We start from the raw sequence: 14,804 nt of genomic DNA, 5'->3' as shown, positions 1-14,804 counted from the left end.
TTCCGAGGGCATCATGGCTTTTTCTCGCTGACTGGAGGCTGAATAGCGCCGGATGGAGCCGAAGTCGGTTTGGGGGCGCCAGATTGAGCGTCGCATCGGGCGCGGTGGTCGAGCGCGTCCCGTCCGTATTGAGCAGGCCGAGCACCCTCGGGTCCGTCACGTACGTCGGATCGTAGAGCGAACGCATCGAGCCGAACAGGCTGAAGAACGGCGCCTTGATGTTGACGATGAAGCGGAGCGGGAGCTTCGCGATCTGCTTGGTGATGAAGTTCTTGCTTGCCCCTGCCCCTGGCTGAGCCCGTCGAAGCTGATCTTCGTGACGATATCGCCCGAGAGCGAACCGCCCAGCCCGATCTCCATCTTCCTGTAATTCACCGACTTCAGCGCGTCGAAGGCGTAATTGCCCATCGCCGACAAGTCCTTGTACGTCAGCGCGCCGACATACGAGACATTGCCGCCGGGATCGCGCGAGCGCAGGAAGCCGTTCTCGATCCGGCCGCCATGCTCGTCAAAGATCAGCGGCAGCTCGCCGTCGAATATGCCGCTGGCGTTGATGTTCGTGAGTTCAAGATGCTGCACGAAGTCCGCCGCATCGAGGCCCGTGACGCGCAGCGTGTAGTAGCGCGTCTCCGCCGCGCCGATCTGCATCTTCGCCGGGTCGAGGGTCAACGTGCCCTCCATGAAGGGCCACTTTCCGCCGTGCACGATGAGGTTGTAGCCGGGGCGTATCTCGTAGGAGAGCGTGCCGTCGGTCACCTCGATGCCCGGGTTCATGGAGGCAATGCGCACGTTCTGGTTGGGCGCGGTAACCATGCCGAGGAGATCGGTAAACACCACCTCGCCCGACAGCCCGCGTAGGGGACCGAAAGCGGCTGCGAAGTCGACGCCGTCGGTGGAGAAGCGGCCGCGGCTGGTCACGCTCTTCGGGTTCCAGTCGATCCGCCCGGTGCCGCGCACGACGCCCTTGAGGTCGGACACCACGCCCAGCACCAGCCGCGAGAGCGCGTCGGGCTGCAACTTGTCGTCGAAGACAATCCCCGCGACAGCAAGATTCGCGTGACCGTCCGCCCTCGACAGATCGTGGACGATGTCGGCGCGGACGACCGCCCGGTCGCTGCCCGGCTCGCGGAGCAGGGCCTGCGCGGTGATGCGGTTGTCGGCCAGTTGCAGCGTCGCGTCGCGCGCCACCATCGGCTGGAAGCGTGCCACCTGTTGGCGGTCCACCAGCGTGAACTGCGCGCCCTCGATCGAGGCCACACCGCCGGCATAGCGCCAGCGACCCGCAGCCTGCCGCATGTCCAGCGGCACGGCGGCAAGGCTGATGTCGGCCTGATCGAAGGTGCCCGCGATGTCCTTGCCGATCTGCCCGTCGATATGGCTGACGAGGAAGTGCGATGCGGTGTCCGCCGGGCCAAGCGCCACGTTGATGGCGCTGGCCTTGATGACACCGGGCCTGCCCCCGCCCATCGCGAAGCCGAGCGGCCCGCTGGCGATGCGGATCGGCGTCTCGCCAAGGTGCCCGGAGAGGTCGAGCGCGGTCATGCCTGCCGCGAGCAGCAGATTTTCGGGGCGCCCTTCCACGATCGCGCCGCCGCGCGCCGGGCACAGGGTGAGCTTGCGCTTGTCGATGGTCAGGTTGGAGAAGCTCAGGGCATCGAAGGCGACGTCGGTGCAGCGGCGCCACACGGCGAGCCTGCCGTCCGCGCCCCATCGGCCATCGACCGGAAGCTGCAGGTTGCGCGTGTTGCCGCCCGGAAGATCGCCGCTGAGAGTGACCTGCCCGTTGAACGAGAGCGCGCCGTCGGGCGCCTGCTCGAGCGCCAGCCTCGGCACGCCGACCATCGCCGATCCGGCGCGGTAGTCGGTCATCGTCGCGCGCATGGCGAGGTGGCCGTCGTCACCGGTCTCCATCCGCCCCCACGCCTGCGGAAGTCCGCGCCCGCCGGTCGTGAAGTTGCCGTTCACCCGCGGCACGCCGCCCTTGCGGCCGAACATCGCCTGCACGCGCGAAAGCGACAGCACCGACTCGCCGCTGCCGCCCTTCAGCGACCCGCGCGTGACGACGACGCTGAGGCCCTCGCGCGAATTGCGCACGAGGAGCCCCGCGTTGATCGTACTGCCACGCATCTCGCGGCCGAGCGCCTGGCGCACTTGCGCCGTGATCGGCGCGCCGAGGGTTCCGGCGGCCGCCTGCTGCGCCGACAGCAGCGCGCGATCGACGGTGCTGCCCAGCGCCAGTTCCCTGCCGGTGAGGTCGGCGTCCACATCAGAATCGCGCGATGCCGCCGGTGGAGCGCGCGCGCCCTTCGAGGGTGACTTCGCGCATCCGCGCCTGCGGCGTGTCGAGTCCGCGCCCGGTAACCCGGTACGTCGCGCTCAAGGCGTTGCCGCGATAGGTGAACCGCCCCGAGCCGCTCGCTCCAGCCAGCTTTTGAACCCCGAAGCGCGCGGCTCCGGCGGAAAGGCCGAGCTTGCCCGAAGCCCCGTCCAGCGCCTCGTCGAGCGTCACGTCCAGTTGCACACCGGCCTTGGCCAGTCGCAGATCCTGCGACTGGCACGACAGGCTGTCCAGCCGCACCGGCCCTTCAAAGCGCGGCTTGGCGGCAGACGTCGTCAGCTTTCCGTAAATCGTCGCGCGCCCGGTCGAGCAGCCGCCGCCGGTGAGCGCGGGCGACAAGGCCGCCAGTTCGCCGGAGAACCCGCCGCGCAGCTCGCCTTCACCCGCCAGCTTGACGCCGATGCGGCCGTGGTCGCTGTCGATCAGGGCGCGCCCGTCGACAACCGCAAGGTCGAGGTCGGGCATCTCGAACGGCCCGCCCTTGCCGCTGAACAGCGCCTTGTCGAGACTGCCGAAGCTGGCCTTGCCGCCGCGCCACGAACCGTAGAGGCGCGGCTTCACCACGGTGATCCGGCCGATACCGGGAAGTCCCCAGGAAAGGCGCGTCGCCACCCGCAGTTCCTGCACCGTCAGGTCCGGCCGCGCCGGATCGCCGATGACGAGGTTCCGAATCACCTGCTCCGAGGGTCCGATCCGCACGATCTCGTAGCGGGCATCGAGGCCCAGCGAGATCGAGTTCGCGCTCGATGAGGTTCGCCGCGATCTCCTCGCGCGATAGCCAGGCAGCACCCAGCGCCGCCGCCAGCAGGCCGCCCACCACAAGCACGGGAGCGCCCCAGCGACGGCCGCTCCGAAAGCGCCCACGCGAAGAAAGGCCCCCGGTAGCGGCCTCGTCGGTGTCCGGGGTCTGGTCGATCTCTTGCGACATCCGATCGTTCACTTGCGCCGGGCGGACGGGAAAGGCAATTGTTTGTACGCAGCATGGACGGACAACCTCCCTCTTCGATGAACGCCCCCTCCCCTCAGGGAAGCGCGCGGCGATTTTGCCAATGATCTCGAGCGGCCACCGCGCACGGTTGCGCAAGCGGTTGCTCGATGGCGGGGCGGAGGCTCTGGCGGATCATGAGGTCATTGAACTCCTGCTGATGCAGGCCGTTCCGCGCCGCGACATGAAGCCGCTCGCGCGCAGCCTGATCCATCGCTTCGGTTCGCTCGCGGGCGTGCTGCAGGCCGAACCGCGCGCCCTCGCCGCCCACCCCGGCATGGGCGAGGCCACCGCTGCTGCGCTGCGCGTGGTCACCGTCGCCGCCACCCGCATGGCCCGCCAGAAGGTGCGCGAGGCACCAGTGCTGTCCTCGTGGCACGCGCTCATCGACTACCTGACGATCGACATGGCGCACCTGACGGTGGAGCGCGTCCGCGTCCTCTACCTCAATGCCCGCAACATGCTGATCCTCGACGACCTCGTCGGCGAAGGCTCGATCGACGAGGCGGCGATCCACCCGCGCGAGGTGATCCGCCGCGCGCTCGACCTCGGCGCCACGGCGCTGATTCTCGTCCACAATCACCCTTCGGGCTCGCCGCAGCCGAGCCGCGCCGACATCGACATCACCAATCGCATCGCCGAGGCCGGACGGCTGCTCGGCGTCTCCGTCCACGACCACGTGGTGATCGGACGCGAGGGCCACGTCTCGCTGCGTGCCAAGGGACTGATCTGAGACCATGTGCGTCGCCGCCGTCGCCTGGGACGCCCATCCCGACTGGCTCCTCGTCGTGGCGGGCAACCGCGACGAGTTCCATGCCCGTCCCGCCGCGCCGCTCGCGCACAGGCCGGACGGCATCATCGCCGGGACCGACCTCACCGGCGGCGGCACCTGGCTTGGCGTTACCGAAGGAGGCCGCTTCGCCCTCGTCACGAACTACCGCGTGCCGGAAGGCTCGCAGCCCGGCCGTCCCTCGCGCGGGAAGCTGGTGACGGATCTGCTGGAGGGCGCGCTCCCGGACACGCTGACCGACGCGATGGCGCAGATGAATCCGTTCAACCTGATCCTGGCCGATACGGGCGACGCCTCGTTCCTCACCAATCACCCGCAGGTCGAGCTGCGGCCGCTGTCTCCGGGCATCCACGGATTGTCGAACGGCGGTTTCGACGTGCCCTGGCCCAAGACTCTGCAGGTGGGGAAGCCATCACGGAATGGCTGGATAGAGGCGCGGCCGAGGTGGAACCGCTGCTCGGCGCCCTGCGGGACGAGACGCCGGCACCCTCGCCCCATCGCCCCGAACTTGGCCCCGAACTTGGCCCTGAGCCGCGCTTCGCGCCCGTGTTCATCCGCGATGCGATCTACGGTACGCGGTGCAGCACGGTGATCACGGTCGACCGCGAGGGCCGAGGCTCGATCGTCGAACGCAGCTTCGATGCCGACGGTGCCCGGACCGGCGACGTCCGGATCGATTTCGTCTGGGCTATGTAAATCACGTCGTCATTGCGAGCGCAGCGAAGCAATCCAGGGCGGCATAGGACTGCTCTGGATTGCTTCGCTGCGCTCGCAATGACGAACGGAAAAATGACTAAGCCGCGATCATCTGGTTGCGGCCACCACGCTTCGCTTCGTAGAGCGCCATGTCCGCGCGGTTGAGCAGGTCGATGCCGCCCTGCCCCGGCGCACGATGAACGAGGCCGCAGCTGATCCTCGCCTCGGTATGCCCGCCCATCGGCAGTTCGACCGGGGCCGCCGACACCGTGTCCACGATGCGGCGGCAGATGTCCTGCGTCATGCCGGGATCCGCAGCGCCGAGCAGCACCACGAACTCATCCCCGCCCAGCCGCGCGACGAGGTCGCCGGCACGCACCGATTGCAGCAGGCGGCGGGCGATCTCGGCAAGCACCGCGTCACCCGCGACATGGCCATGCTCGTCATTGAGCGACTTGAAGCGATCGACGTCCACGAGGGCGATGCTCAGCGCCTCGTTGCCCGCAAGCGCCGTCTCGAAGCGGCGCAGGAAGCCTGCACGGTTGGCGAGGCCGGTCAGCTCGTCCGTCTCCGCCCTGCGCGCCAGTTCGCCTTCGCGGGTCTTGCGGGCGGTCACGTCCACCAGCGTCGCGACCGTGCCCGAGACCTGCCCCTGATCGTCGCGCTCGGCGCGGAACTTGGCTTCGATCCACAGGCCGCCGGGGCGCTCGACCTCCATGGTCACGGTCGTATCCGCGTCGAGCGCCCTGAGATGGGCTGCGAAGAGCGCCTCGCCCAGCGGCGGATCGAGTTCGCCGATGTGCGAGCACAGCAGCCGCTCCGCACCCTCGCCGACCAGCGGAACGGCATCGCCCACCGCGCGGGTGCAGGCTCCGTCCGCACTGAAGCGCAGCAGCACGATGGAAGAGCGGTCGGCAAGGACCTTGAGCGCGCGCTCGCTCTCGCTGAGCCTGTCGATCAGGTCGCGGCGTGCGGCCAGCGCGGCGGCGACGGGCATCATCAGCACCAGCACGGTGGCGAGGTAGAACTGCAGGAAGGTCATCTGCACGCCCATGTCCCGGCCCGACAGGTTGACGGGGCCATGGCCGTAGAACGTGGCGACGCCGCCGGTCACCGCCACCAGCATCACGGCCACGCTCGTCCCCTGCCAGCCGAGCCGGAACGATACCAGCATCAGCGGCACCATCGGCAGGAACAGCAGCGGAAAGCGGTCCTGGCTGAACACCCCGACGCTGACGGCAAGGACCGTGGCGTGGAGCAGCAGGTGCTGTCCCCGCTCGCCCCATGATGCGCCGCGCAGCGCGGGAATCGTGTCGCCGTGGAAAAGGCCGAAGAAGAACGGCGTGAAGATCAGAAGGCCCAGCGCATCGGCGCAGAACTTGGTGGCGAGCGAGGTCCCGATCGGCAGGTCGAACGCGATGTTCGCGATGCCCGCACCAAGCAGGGCGCCGAAGGCCGGGGCGATCATCCCCGCGCAGACGACGAAGCGGCCCACCGAGGCATGCTGGTGCAGCAGGCGGCCATCCGCATCGACCGTGGCGCGCAGCAGCCAGGCCGCCAGCGCGATCTCCAGCGTATTGGAGACACCGAAAGCCAGCGGACCGGACACCACCCCGCGAATCGCGAACCCGGCGGCGGCGACGGCGATCAGACCGCTCGCCAGGAACACGGGCCACTCCCGTGGGCGGCGCCCCAGCAGCTGCGCCAGGACCACGGCGTTGGCCGGCCACACCGAGGCAAGGTTGCCCTGAAAACTGAGGTACTTGATGACCGCCGCCGAAAGCGCGAAGCACACCAGTCCTGTCAACAGGGGTGCGACGATGAGGCGCGCCTTGGGCATCTCTTGCGGGTCTCTGGGCGCTTCGAACGCACGGCGCTGTGCGAACTTCTCGTGCAAACGTTTGCGTCCGGAGTGGTTAAGATTCCTCCTCGGATTATGGGTCTACGCGCAGTTTCCTTGCGCCGTTCCTTCCCCAAGCGCCTTGCCTTTCGCGCCCGCCCCGCCTAGCGGCACCGGCACGAATTGGCCGCTACCCGCGTCAGCTGCAAGGAGTCGAACATGGTCCCCCGCTACGCCCGCCCCGCGATGACCGCGATCTGGGAACCCGAAGCCCGCTACCGCATCTGGTTCGAGATCGAAGCCCATGCCGCCGTCAAGATGGGCGAGATGGGCACCGTCCCCGCCTCCGCCGGCAAGGCGCTGTGGGACTGGTGGGCGACCAGCCCGAAGATCGACGTCGCCGCGATCGACGCGATCGAAGCCGTCACCAAGCACGACGTCATCGCCTTCCTCGACTGGGTCGCGCAGCAGGTCGGCCCCGAGGCGCGCTTCATGCACCAGGGCATGACCAGCTCCGACGTGCTCGACACCACGCTGAACGTGCAACTGGTCAAGGCCGCCGACATCCTTCTGGATGACCTCGACGCCCTGCTCGCCGCGATCAAGCGCCGCGCCGAAGAGCACAAGTACACCCCCACGATCGGCCGCAGCCACGGCATCCACGCCGAGCCCGTCACCTTCGGCCTCAAGCTCGCCGAAGCCTATGCCGAGTTCAGCCGCTGCCGCACGCGCCTCGTCTTCGCGCGCGAGGAAATCGCGACCTGCGCGATCTCGGGCGCGGTCGGCACTTTCGCCAATACCGACCCGGCAGTGGAACAGTACGTCGCCGACCAGCTGGGCCTCGGGATCGAGCCGGTCTCCACGCAGGTCATCCCGCGCGACCGTCACGCGATGTTCTTCGCCGTGCTGGGCGTCATCGCCAGCTCGATCGAGCGCCTTGCCGTCGAGGTCCGCCACCTGCAGCGCACCGAAGTCCTGGAGGCCGAGGAATACTTCTCGCCCGGCCAGAAGGGTTCGTCGGCGATGCCACACAAGCGCAACCCGGTCCTCACCGAGAACCTCACCGGCCTCGCGCGCGTGGTGCGTTCGGCCGTCGTCCCCGCCATGGAGAACGTAGCGCTGTGGCACGAGCGCGACATCTCGCACTCCTCGGTCGAGCGCTTCATCGGCCCCGACGCGACGATCACCCTCGACTTCGCGCTGGCGCGCCTGACCGGTGTGATCGACAAGCTGCTGATCTACCCCGCGCGCATGCAGAAGAACCTCGACCGCATGGGCGGCCTGGTCCACTCGCAGCGCGTGCTGCTGGCGCTGACGCAGGCGGGCCTGACCCGCGACGAGAGCTACCGCCTCGTCCAGCGCAACGCGATGAAGGTGTGGGAATCGGACGGCCAGCTCTCGCTGCTCGAACTGCTCAAGGCCGACCCCGAAGTCGCCGCCGCCCTTCCGGCCGAAGTGATCGAGGACAAGTTCAACCTCGACTACCACTTCAAGCACGTCGACACGATCTTCGCCCGCGTCTTCGGCTGAGCCGATCGTCGTCCCGGACTTGATCCGGGACCGCTGGCTGTCTTTAGATGCGCGCTGTCGATAAGGCGCCTGGCCGAGAGCAAGGTTGTTCTCGGCCAGCGGTCCCGGATCAAGTCCGGGACGACGGCGGAATCCCTTCCCTTGCGGAAAATTCACGCCTAGCATCGCCGGGAAAGCAGGAGGAACAATGCAGGTCATCCGCACCATCGCATGGGTCGTGCTCACCGCCGTGCTCGTCGCATTCATCGCGATGAACTGGACCAAAGTGCCGGTAAACTTCTGGCCTCTGGCAGACGGCAACTACTTCCACTTCGAATGGCCGGTCGGCGTCGTCGCGCTGCTCTTCTTCGGGCTGGGCATGCTGCCGGTGTGGGCTTACCTGCGCGCCGTGCGCTGGCGCCTGAACCGCCGCATCGCCAGCCTCGAGAACTCGCTGCGCGCCACCTCGATGCCCTCGCTCGCAGAAGCGCACGAAACCGCGCCCGTCACCCCAATCGAAACCCCGTCGGAAATCGAGAAGTCATGAACCGCAATCCCGTCTACCTCGCCCTCGACCTCCCTCGCCTCGACGCCGCAGAAGCGCTGGCGCGCAAGGTCTCGGGCCATATCGGCGGGATCAAGCTGGGCCTCGAATTCTTCTGCGCCCACGGCCACCACGGCGTCCATGAACTGCACAAGGTGGGCCTCCCCATCTTCCTCGACCTGAAGCTGCACGACATTCCCAACACCGTCGCTGGCGCGATGCAGGCGATCCACGTGCTGCAACCCTCGATCGTCACCATTCACGCCGCCGGTGGCCGCGCCATGATGGAAGACGCCAAGGCCGCCGCCGGTGAAAACTGCAAGGTCGTGGCCGTCACCGTGCTCACCAGCCTCGACGGAGACGACCTCTCCGCCATCGGCGTGAACGCCAACCCCTACGACCAAGCCCTGCGCCTCGCCGACCTCGCGCATTCCGCTGGCCTCGACGGCATCGTCTGCTCGGGCCACGAAGTCGGCGCGGTGCACAAGCAGTGGAAGGACGGCTACTTCGTCGTCCCCGGCCTGCGCCCGGCAGACGGCAAAGTCGGCGACCAGAAGCGCACCGTCACCCCGCGCGAAGCCCGCGATGCAGGCGCCAGCGTGCTCGTGATCGGACGGCCGATCAGCCGCGCGGAGGATCCCTCGCAGCGGCGAAGGCTATCGAGGCTACTCTTTAAGAACGGAAAAAGAGGATTACTGGGGCCATCGCCCCAGACCCCTTTACTGTCATCGTTGTGCGCGCAGCAGCGTCGCGTCCACATTGCGCCGCAGGCTATTTGGTCTCCCGACGCAGCCTCATTGCATGACGATGCTGCACGCCCGACCTCGACGCTTCACGGGGTGCAGGGGTGGTAAACCCCTGCTTCATCCTCTTCTCACCTTAACATTCGCACACTTCACCGTTCAGCCCTTCGCAACCTCGCTCCGTCCAGATCGTTGTCCACCGAACAACCCCCGGGAGTGCGACCCCATTATGAAGACCCTGAGCCTGCTCGCCGCCACGGCTATGGCAGCATCCGCCCCTACCGCCTTCGCCCAGCAGGCCCCTGCTCCCGCCATCGAGGCCGGGCACACGATGCTCACCGTCACCGCCGAAGGTTCGTCCACGCGCGAGCCCGACATGGCGAACTACAGCGCCGGTGTGACCACGCAGGGCACGACTGCCAGCGAGGCGCTTTCGGCCAACTCGGCGCAGATGACCAAGGTGATCGCCGCGCTCAAGCGGGCCGGGATCGCCGACAAGGATGTCCAGACCAGCAACCTCAACGTCAATCCGGTCTATGCCCAGCCCAAGCGCCTGCCCGATGGCTCTTACGAGGACGACGGCCAGCAGCGCATCGTCGGTTACCGTGCGAGCAATTCGGTCTCGGTCCGCCAGCGCAAGTTGCAGGACATGGGCAAGGTGATCGACGCGCTCGTGACTGCGGGTGCGAACCAGGTGAATGGGCCGAACTTCATGCTCTCGCAGCCCGAAGCGGCGATGGACGAGGCGCGTGTCGAGGCGATGAAGTCCGCTCGTGCCCGCGCCGACCTCTATGCCAAGGCATCGGGCCTGCGGGTCGCGCGCATCGTCTCGATCAGCGAGAGCGGCGGTTATTCGCCGCAGCCGGTGATGTTCGTGCGTAAGGAGGCCCGTGACATGGTCGCCGCCGCCGCGCCGCCGCCGGTCGCTGCGGGCGAGTTGGAGATGAACGTCAATGTGACGGTGCAGTTCGAACTGGCGCCGTGATCGACCATCAATTGACCATCATCTCGTTCGATTGAATGTGATAGCCGACGAGCGCGAGCTTGTCGGCTTCACTTTTCGGAACACGAATTGCTCGGTTCCACTACCGCGTTCGAACACGGTTTCGTTGGTTGTCGTGGTGAAGCTGCCGTTGGTGCTGGCGTTGCGGTTCCAGCCGACCTGCTTGCTCGACTTCACGTTGCCCAGCTTGCGATGGACCGCGTCGAGCAGAGCCACGAACTGCTTCTGCGTGGTGGCCTTGCGCATGTCCGGCCCGGTGGCATCCCAGATCGCCTGCGAGCGGCCTGCGTCCAGCGCCTGATGGAAACGGACCACTTCGGCGTCGGCTTGCTGGATCGACTCCTTCACGCTGCAACCGCCGAGCATTGCCGCGGCTGCGATTGCCATTAGATAGCGGCCCAACCGATTCACTTCACGTCCTTCATTTCATGCAGGACCGCAGCTTAGGGCAAGGCGCGCATATGCCAACAGCGGCAATCAAGATTTGCGGTATCAGCACCGCCGCTTCGCTGGAAGCGGCCATCCGCGCCCGCGCCGCGCACATCGGCCTGGTGTTCTTCGCCAAGAGCCCGCGCGCGGTGAGCCCGGTGCAGGCGGCGCAGCTTTCGGAGCGCGCGGCGGACCGGATCGGCCGCGTCGGTCTGTTCGTGGACGCCGACGACGCGCTGCTCGGCGAGGCCGTGGGCGCGGCGAAGCTCGACGCGCTGCAACTCCACGGGTCCGAGACGCCCGAACGCGCCGCGCAGCTGCGTGCCCGCTTCGGCATCCCCGTATGGAAGGCTTTGTCCGTCGCCACCGCCGACGACGTCACCCGCGCGAACGCCTACGCGGGCGCCGCCGATGTTGTCCTCTTCGACGCCAAGACGCCCAAGGGCGCTCTGCCCGGCGGCATGGGCCTCAGCTTCGACTGGGGCCTTGTCGCGAACTGGAAGGGGCCGTTGGCATGGGGCCTTGCAGGGGGCTGGAACCGGCGAACGTCGCCGAGGCCATCCGTCTGACCGGTGCGCCGCTGGTCGATACCTCCTCGGGCGTGGAGAGCGCGCCGGGCGTGAAGGACGAAGCGCGCATCGCCGCCTTCTGCGCGGCGGTTCGGGCGGTCTGACCCCTCGTCATTGCGAGCGCAGCGAAGCAATGACGACAAGGAGAACGAAGAAAGGGGCGGCCCGTCGGACCGCCCCTTTCCTGGCTTACACTGCTTTCGCAGCGATCAGATCCGTGGGATCAGAACTTGACGCCTACGCCCACGAGGCCGCGGTCGGCGTCGGGGGTGTTGTCGCCGACCAGCAGGTGCTGGTATTCGGCCTTCACGTAGTAGCGCGAACCGACATCCTGCTGCACGCCGCCACCGACGCCCACGGCGCTGTTGCCGTAGCGGGTGTTCTTCGACTGCCAGTCGGCCAGCGCGTAGACCTTGGTGCCCGGGATCGGCTGCACGCCGATGCGGCCGCCGGCGCCCCACGAAACGCGGGTGTTGTCGGTCAGGATCTTGTCCGCCGAACCCTGCACACCCACGAAGAGCTTGTCGGTGAGGTCGTAGTCGTAACCAGCGGCCACACCAGCCGTTGCTTCGCTGTCGCTACCGTCCCAGATCACACCGCCGCGCGCTTCGACGCGAGCCTCGTTGGCCAGGGCGGGAGTGGCAGCGGCCACGGCAGCAACCGCGGCGAGCGAAACAAGTGCAATACGCATATTATATAACTCCAAGTATTCCTGCGATCCCGACCCTCATCGGGGTTATCGTCGGGAGCCCCGCCGCTGGACCCCGTCACCTTTCAGTCAGATGAACGGTAAATTCTTGGAATCGTTCAAAACGTCACAAAACTGCAGTTTATGCCGGTTAGGTGCTTTTGCCGATTTTCAGTTGCATTGTTTGCAATTGAATGTCCGCCAGGCGATCACCAAGCCCCTGTAGGCGCCCATGGTTTTCCGGCGTTCCCGGGGCAAACATGGCCCCTCTCCTCAAGGCGTCTGGACAAGCGCGGGGGTCTGCCAAGCGCCGGATCATGACCGTTCAGAGCCCCAATTCGCTTCGTTCGTATCCCGATGAGTCGGGTCACTTCGGCCAGTTCGGCGGACGCTACGTCGCCGAGACGCTGATGCCGCTGATCCTCGACCTGGAAAAGGAATACCGCGCCGCGAAGCTGGACCCGGCGTTCCAGGCCGAGTTCGACGATCTGCTCAAGACTTTCGTCGGCCGCCCCAGCCCGCTCTATCCGGCGCCGCGCATCACCGAGCATTTCCGAAAGCTCGCGCCCGAGGGCAAAGGCCCGAAGATCTACTTCAAGCGCGAGGATCTGAACCACACCGGCGCGCACAAGATCAACAACTGCATCGGGCAGGTTCTGCTCGCCATGCGCATGGGCAAGACCAAGATCATCGCCGAGACCGGCGCGGGCCAGCACGGCGTCGCCACCGCCACCGTCGCGGCGCGCTTCGGCCTGTCCTGCACGATCTTCATGGGCGCCAAGGACGTCGAGCGCCAGGCGCCCAACGTGTTCCGCATGAAGCTGCTCGGCGCGGAAGTGGTGCCGGTGACCAGCGGCGCGGAAACGCTCAAGGACGCGATGAACGAGGCGCTGCGCCACTGGGTCGCCAACGTCCACGACACCTTCTACATCATCGGCACCGCCGCAGGTCCGCACCCGTACCCGGAACTCGTCCGCGACTTCCAGAGCGTGATCGGCACCGAAACGCGCGAGCAGATTCTCGAAGCCGAAGGCCGCCTGCCCGACATGCTGGTGGCGGCGGTGGGCGGCGGATCGAACGCGATCGGCATGTTCCACCCCTTCCTCGACGACGCGGACGTGGCGATGGTCGGCATCGAGGCCGCCGGCCACGGCATCGAGAGCGGCCAGCATGCCGCATCGCTGATGGGCGGGCGTCCGGGCATCCTCCACGGCAACAAGACCTACCTGCTGCAGGACGAGGACGGCCAGATCACCGAGGCCCATTCGATCAGCGCCGGTCTGGACTATCCCGGCCTTGGCCCCGAACATTCGTGGCTGCACGAGGCGGGCCGCGTGAAGTACGTGCCGATCACCGACACCGAGGCGCTTGAAGCGTTCCAGCTGTGCTGCGCGCTGGAGGGCATCATTCCGGCGCTCGAAAGCGCCCACGCCCTCGCCGCGCTGCCGCAGCTGACGGCTCAGCTGGACGCGGACAAGCTGCTCGTCGTCAACGTCTCCGGGCGCGGCGACAAGGATATCTTCACCGTCGCCGAGGCGCTGGGGGTCGAGCTTTGAAAAAGGGCGGGTGGCAACGGTCGCTGATCGACGCCGCCGTGCTCTGGATGGCGGTGTTCCCGGCGATCAAGGTTCTTGCCGACCTCGTCCGGGTGCGCTCCTTCGACCTTTCGGGCGCGGGCTACTACTGGGCCTTCGCCTTTCGGGGAAGCTGGAGCGACATCGCCGTCAGCCTCGCCTACCTCGCCGTTTTCGTCGGCCTGACCGCCGCCATTCTCCGCTATTCCGGAAAGACGCTGTTCTCCTGATGACCCGCTTCGAAACCGCTTTCGCCAAAGGCCCCGCGCTCGTCTGCTTCATCACCGGGGGCGACGGCGACACCGCATCGAACCTCGACGCGCTCGTCGCGGGCGGCGCCGACGTGATCGAACTGGGCATGCCTTTCACCGATCCCATGGCCGACGGCCCGGCGATCCAGGAAGCCAACTTGCGCAGCCTCGCCAAGGGCACGCGCACGGCGGACATCTTCCGCATCGCCGCCGAGTTCCGGCAGCGTCACCCCAATGTGCCGCTGGTGCTGATGGGCTACGCCAACCCGATGACCATCCGCGGCCCCGAGTGGTTTGCAGAGGAATGCGCCAAGGCCGGCGTCGACGGCGTGATCTGCGTCGACATCCCCAGCGAGGAAGACGCCGCCCTCGGCCCGGCGCTGCGCGAAAAGGGCGTTTCGCTCATCCGCCTCGCCACCCCGACCACGGACGCCGCGCGTCTTCCCAAGGTGCTGGAGGGCTCCTCGGGCTTCCTCTACTACGTCTCGGTCGCCGGCATCACCGGCATGCAGCAGGCGGCGCAGGGATCGATCGAGGACGCGGTGGCGAAGCTCAAGGCCGCCACCGACATTCCCGTCGCGGTCGGCTTCGGCGTGCGCACGCCCGAACAGGCCGCCGCCATCGCCAAGGTGGCGGACGGCGTGGTCGTCGGCTCGGCCTTCATCGACATCGTCAAGCAGCATGGCGATGCCGCGCCCGGGCCGCTGCAGGATTATACCGCATCGCTCGCCGAGGCGGTGCATTCCGCTCGATAGAGCCAAGCCGATGGGGCTTCGACAAGCTCAGACTGAGCGGTGTTGGAGGCTTACGCCACTTCCGCTCAACCTGAGCTTGCCGAAGGGTCG

The 14,804-nt window shown here is 67.3% G+C and carries 12 protein-coding genes and 3 pseudogenes; 10 read left to right on the top strand and 5 right to left on the bottom strand.

Features of this window, described 5'->3' with window-relative positions; genetic code table 11:
- Positions 1 to 156: 156 nt before the first annotated feature.
- Together KZO24_RS04580 and KZO24_RS04575 are read right to left on the bottom strand one after the other, a co-directional pair.
- Complete coding sequence (locus tag KZO24_RS04580) at positions 157 to 2,265, bottom strand: intermembrane phospholipid transport protein YdbH family protein (RefSeq protein WP_486486924.1); 2,109 nt, start codon at positions 2,263 to 2,265, stop codon at positions 157 to 159.
- Between the two features lies 1 nt (position 2,266).
- Positions 2,267 to 3,127, bottom strand: coding sequence for an intermembrane phospholipid transport protein YdbH family protein (locus KZO24_RS04575; protein WP_486486923.1), 861 nt, complete (start codon positions 3,125 to 3,127; stop codon positions 2,267 to 2,269).
- A 260-nt stretch (positions 3,128 to 3,387) separates the two neighbouring features.
- On the opposite strand from KZO24_RS04575, the gene radC reads away from it, so the two are divergent.
- Both radC and KZO24_RS04565 read left to right on the top strand, forming a co-directional pair.
- Positions 3,388 to 4,056: a RadC family protein gene (gene radC, locus KZO24_RS04570; RefSeq protein WP_486486922.1), complete on the top strand. Its 669-nt coding sequence runs from the start codon at positions 3,388 to 3,390 to the stop codon at positions 4,054 to 4,056.
- 4 nt (positions 4,057 to 4,060) lie between these two features.
- Positions 4,061 to 4,809, top strand: a pseudogene (locus tag KZO24_RS04565) (NRDE family protein).
- Between the two features lie 97 nt (positions 4,810 to 4,906).
- Here KZO24_RS04565 and KZO24_RS04560 read toward each other — a convergent pair.
- Positions 4,907 to 6,649 (bottom strand): sensor domain-containing diguanylate cyclase, encoded by a 1,743-nt coding sequence (locus tag KZO24_RS04560; protein ID WP_271181115.1) that lies wholly within the window; start codon positions 6,647 to 6,649, stop codon positions 4,907 to 4,909.
- 219 nt (positions 6,650 to 6,868) lie between these two features.
- On the opposite strand from KZO24_RS04560, the gene purB reads away from it, so the two are divergent.
- The 4 genes and pseudogenes from purB (at position 6,869) to KZO24_RS04540 (ending at position 10,430) form a co-directional block, all read left to right on the top strand.
- The gene (purB, locus tag KZO24_RS04555) at positions 6,869 to 8,179 is read left to right on the top strand and encodes an adenylosuccinate lyase (RefSeq protein ID WP_271181116.1); all 1,311 of its coding nucleotides are present in this window, start codon (positions 6,869 to 6,871) and stop codon (positions 8,177 to 8,179) included.
- 187 nt (positions 8,180 to 8,366) lie between these two features.
- Positions 8,367 to 8,705 (top strand): LapA family protein, encoded by a 339-nt coding sequence (locus tag KZO24_RS04550; protein WP_271181117.1) that lies wholly within the window; start codon positions 8,367 to 8,369, stop codon positions 8,703 to 8,705.
- Positions 8,702 to 9,378: pseudogene (gene pyrF, locus KZO24_RS04545) on the top strand (orotidine-5'-phosphate decarboxylase). The gene KZO24_RS04550 and the pseudogene pyrF overlap by 4 nt, the downstream one beginning before the upstream one ends.
- Before the next feature lie 296 nt (positions 9,379 to 9,674).
- Positions 9,675 to 10,430 (top strand): SIMPL domain-containing protein, encoded by a 756-nt coding sequence (locus tag KZO24_RS04540; RefSeq protein ID WP_271181118.1) that lies wholly within the window; start codon positions 9,675 to 9,677, stop codon positions 10,428 to 10,430.
- An 18-nt stretch (positions 10,431 to 10,448) separates the two neighbouring features.
- Here the strand turns inward: KZO24_RS04540 and KZO24_RS04535 are convergent, their stop codons facing one another.
- Positions 10,449 to 10,835, bottom strand: a complete 387-nt coding sequence (locus tag KZO24_RS04535; protein ID WP_486486921.1) for a DUF4019 domain-containing protein — start codon at positions 10,833 to 10,835, stop codon at positions 10,449 to 10,451.
- A 74-nt stretch (positions 10,836 to 10,909) separates the two neighbouring features.
- On the opposite strand from KZO24_RS04535, the pseudogene KZO24_RS04530 reads away from it, so the two are divergent.
- Positions 10,910 to 11,550: pseudogene (locus KZO24_RS04530) on the top strand (phosphoribosylanthranilate isomerase).
- Between the two features lie 119 nt (positions 11,551 to 11,669).
- On the opposite strand, the gene KZO24_RS04525 reads toward KZO24_RS04530, so the two are convergent.
- Positions 11,670 to 12,137: an outer membrane protein gene (locus tag KZO24_RS04525; protein ID WP_271181121.1), complete on the bottom strand. Its 468-nt coding sequence runs from the start codon at positions 12,135 to 12,137 to the stop codon at positions 11,670 to 11,672.
- A gap of 314 nt (positions 12,138 to 12,451) precedes the next feature.
- Between KZO24_RS04525 and trpB the strand changes: the two genes are divergently transcribed.
- Genes trpB through trpA form a run of 3 tightly spaced genes read left to right on the top strand, consistent with a single transcriptional unit; the run spans position 12,452 to position 14,714 of the window.
- Positions 12,452 to 13,690 (top strand): tryptophan synthase subunit beta, encoded by a 1,239-nt coding sequence (trpB, locus tag KZO24_RS04520; protein WP_271181122.1) that lies wholly within the window; start codon positions 12,452 to 12,454, stop codon positions 13,688 to 13,690.
- Complete coding sequence (locus tag KZO24_RS04515) at positions 13,687 to 13,938, top strand: hypothetical protein (RefSeq protein ID WP_008833299.1); 252 nt, start codon at positions 13,687 to 13,689, stop codon at positions 13,936 to 13,938. The genes trpB and KZO24_RS04515 overlap by 4 nt, the downstream gene beginning before the upstream one ends.
- Positions 13,938 to 14,714 carry a tryptophan synthase subunit alpha gene (gene trpA, locus KZO24_RS04510; RefSeq protein WP_008833300.1) on the top strand — a complete coding sequence of 259 codons (777 nt, stop codon included), beginning with the start codon at positions 13,938 to 13,940 and terminating at the stop codon, positions 14,712 to 14,714. The genes KZO24_RS04515 and trpA overlap by 1 nt, the downstream gene beginning before the upstream one ends.
- The last annotated feature ends 90 nt before the right edge of the window (positions 14,715 to 14,804 follow it).

This window comes from Novosphingobium sp. NFX11, from assembly GCF_057376415.1.
Note: the sequence above shows the minus strand (reverse complement) of the source record. Positions and strands in the feature narration are given on the sequence as shown.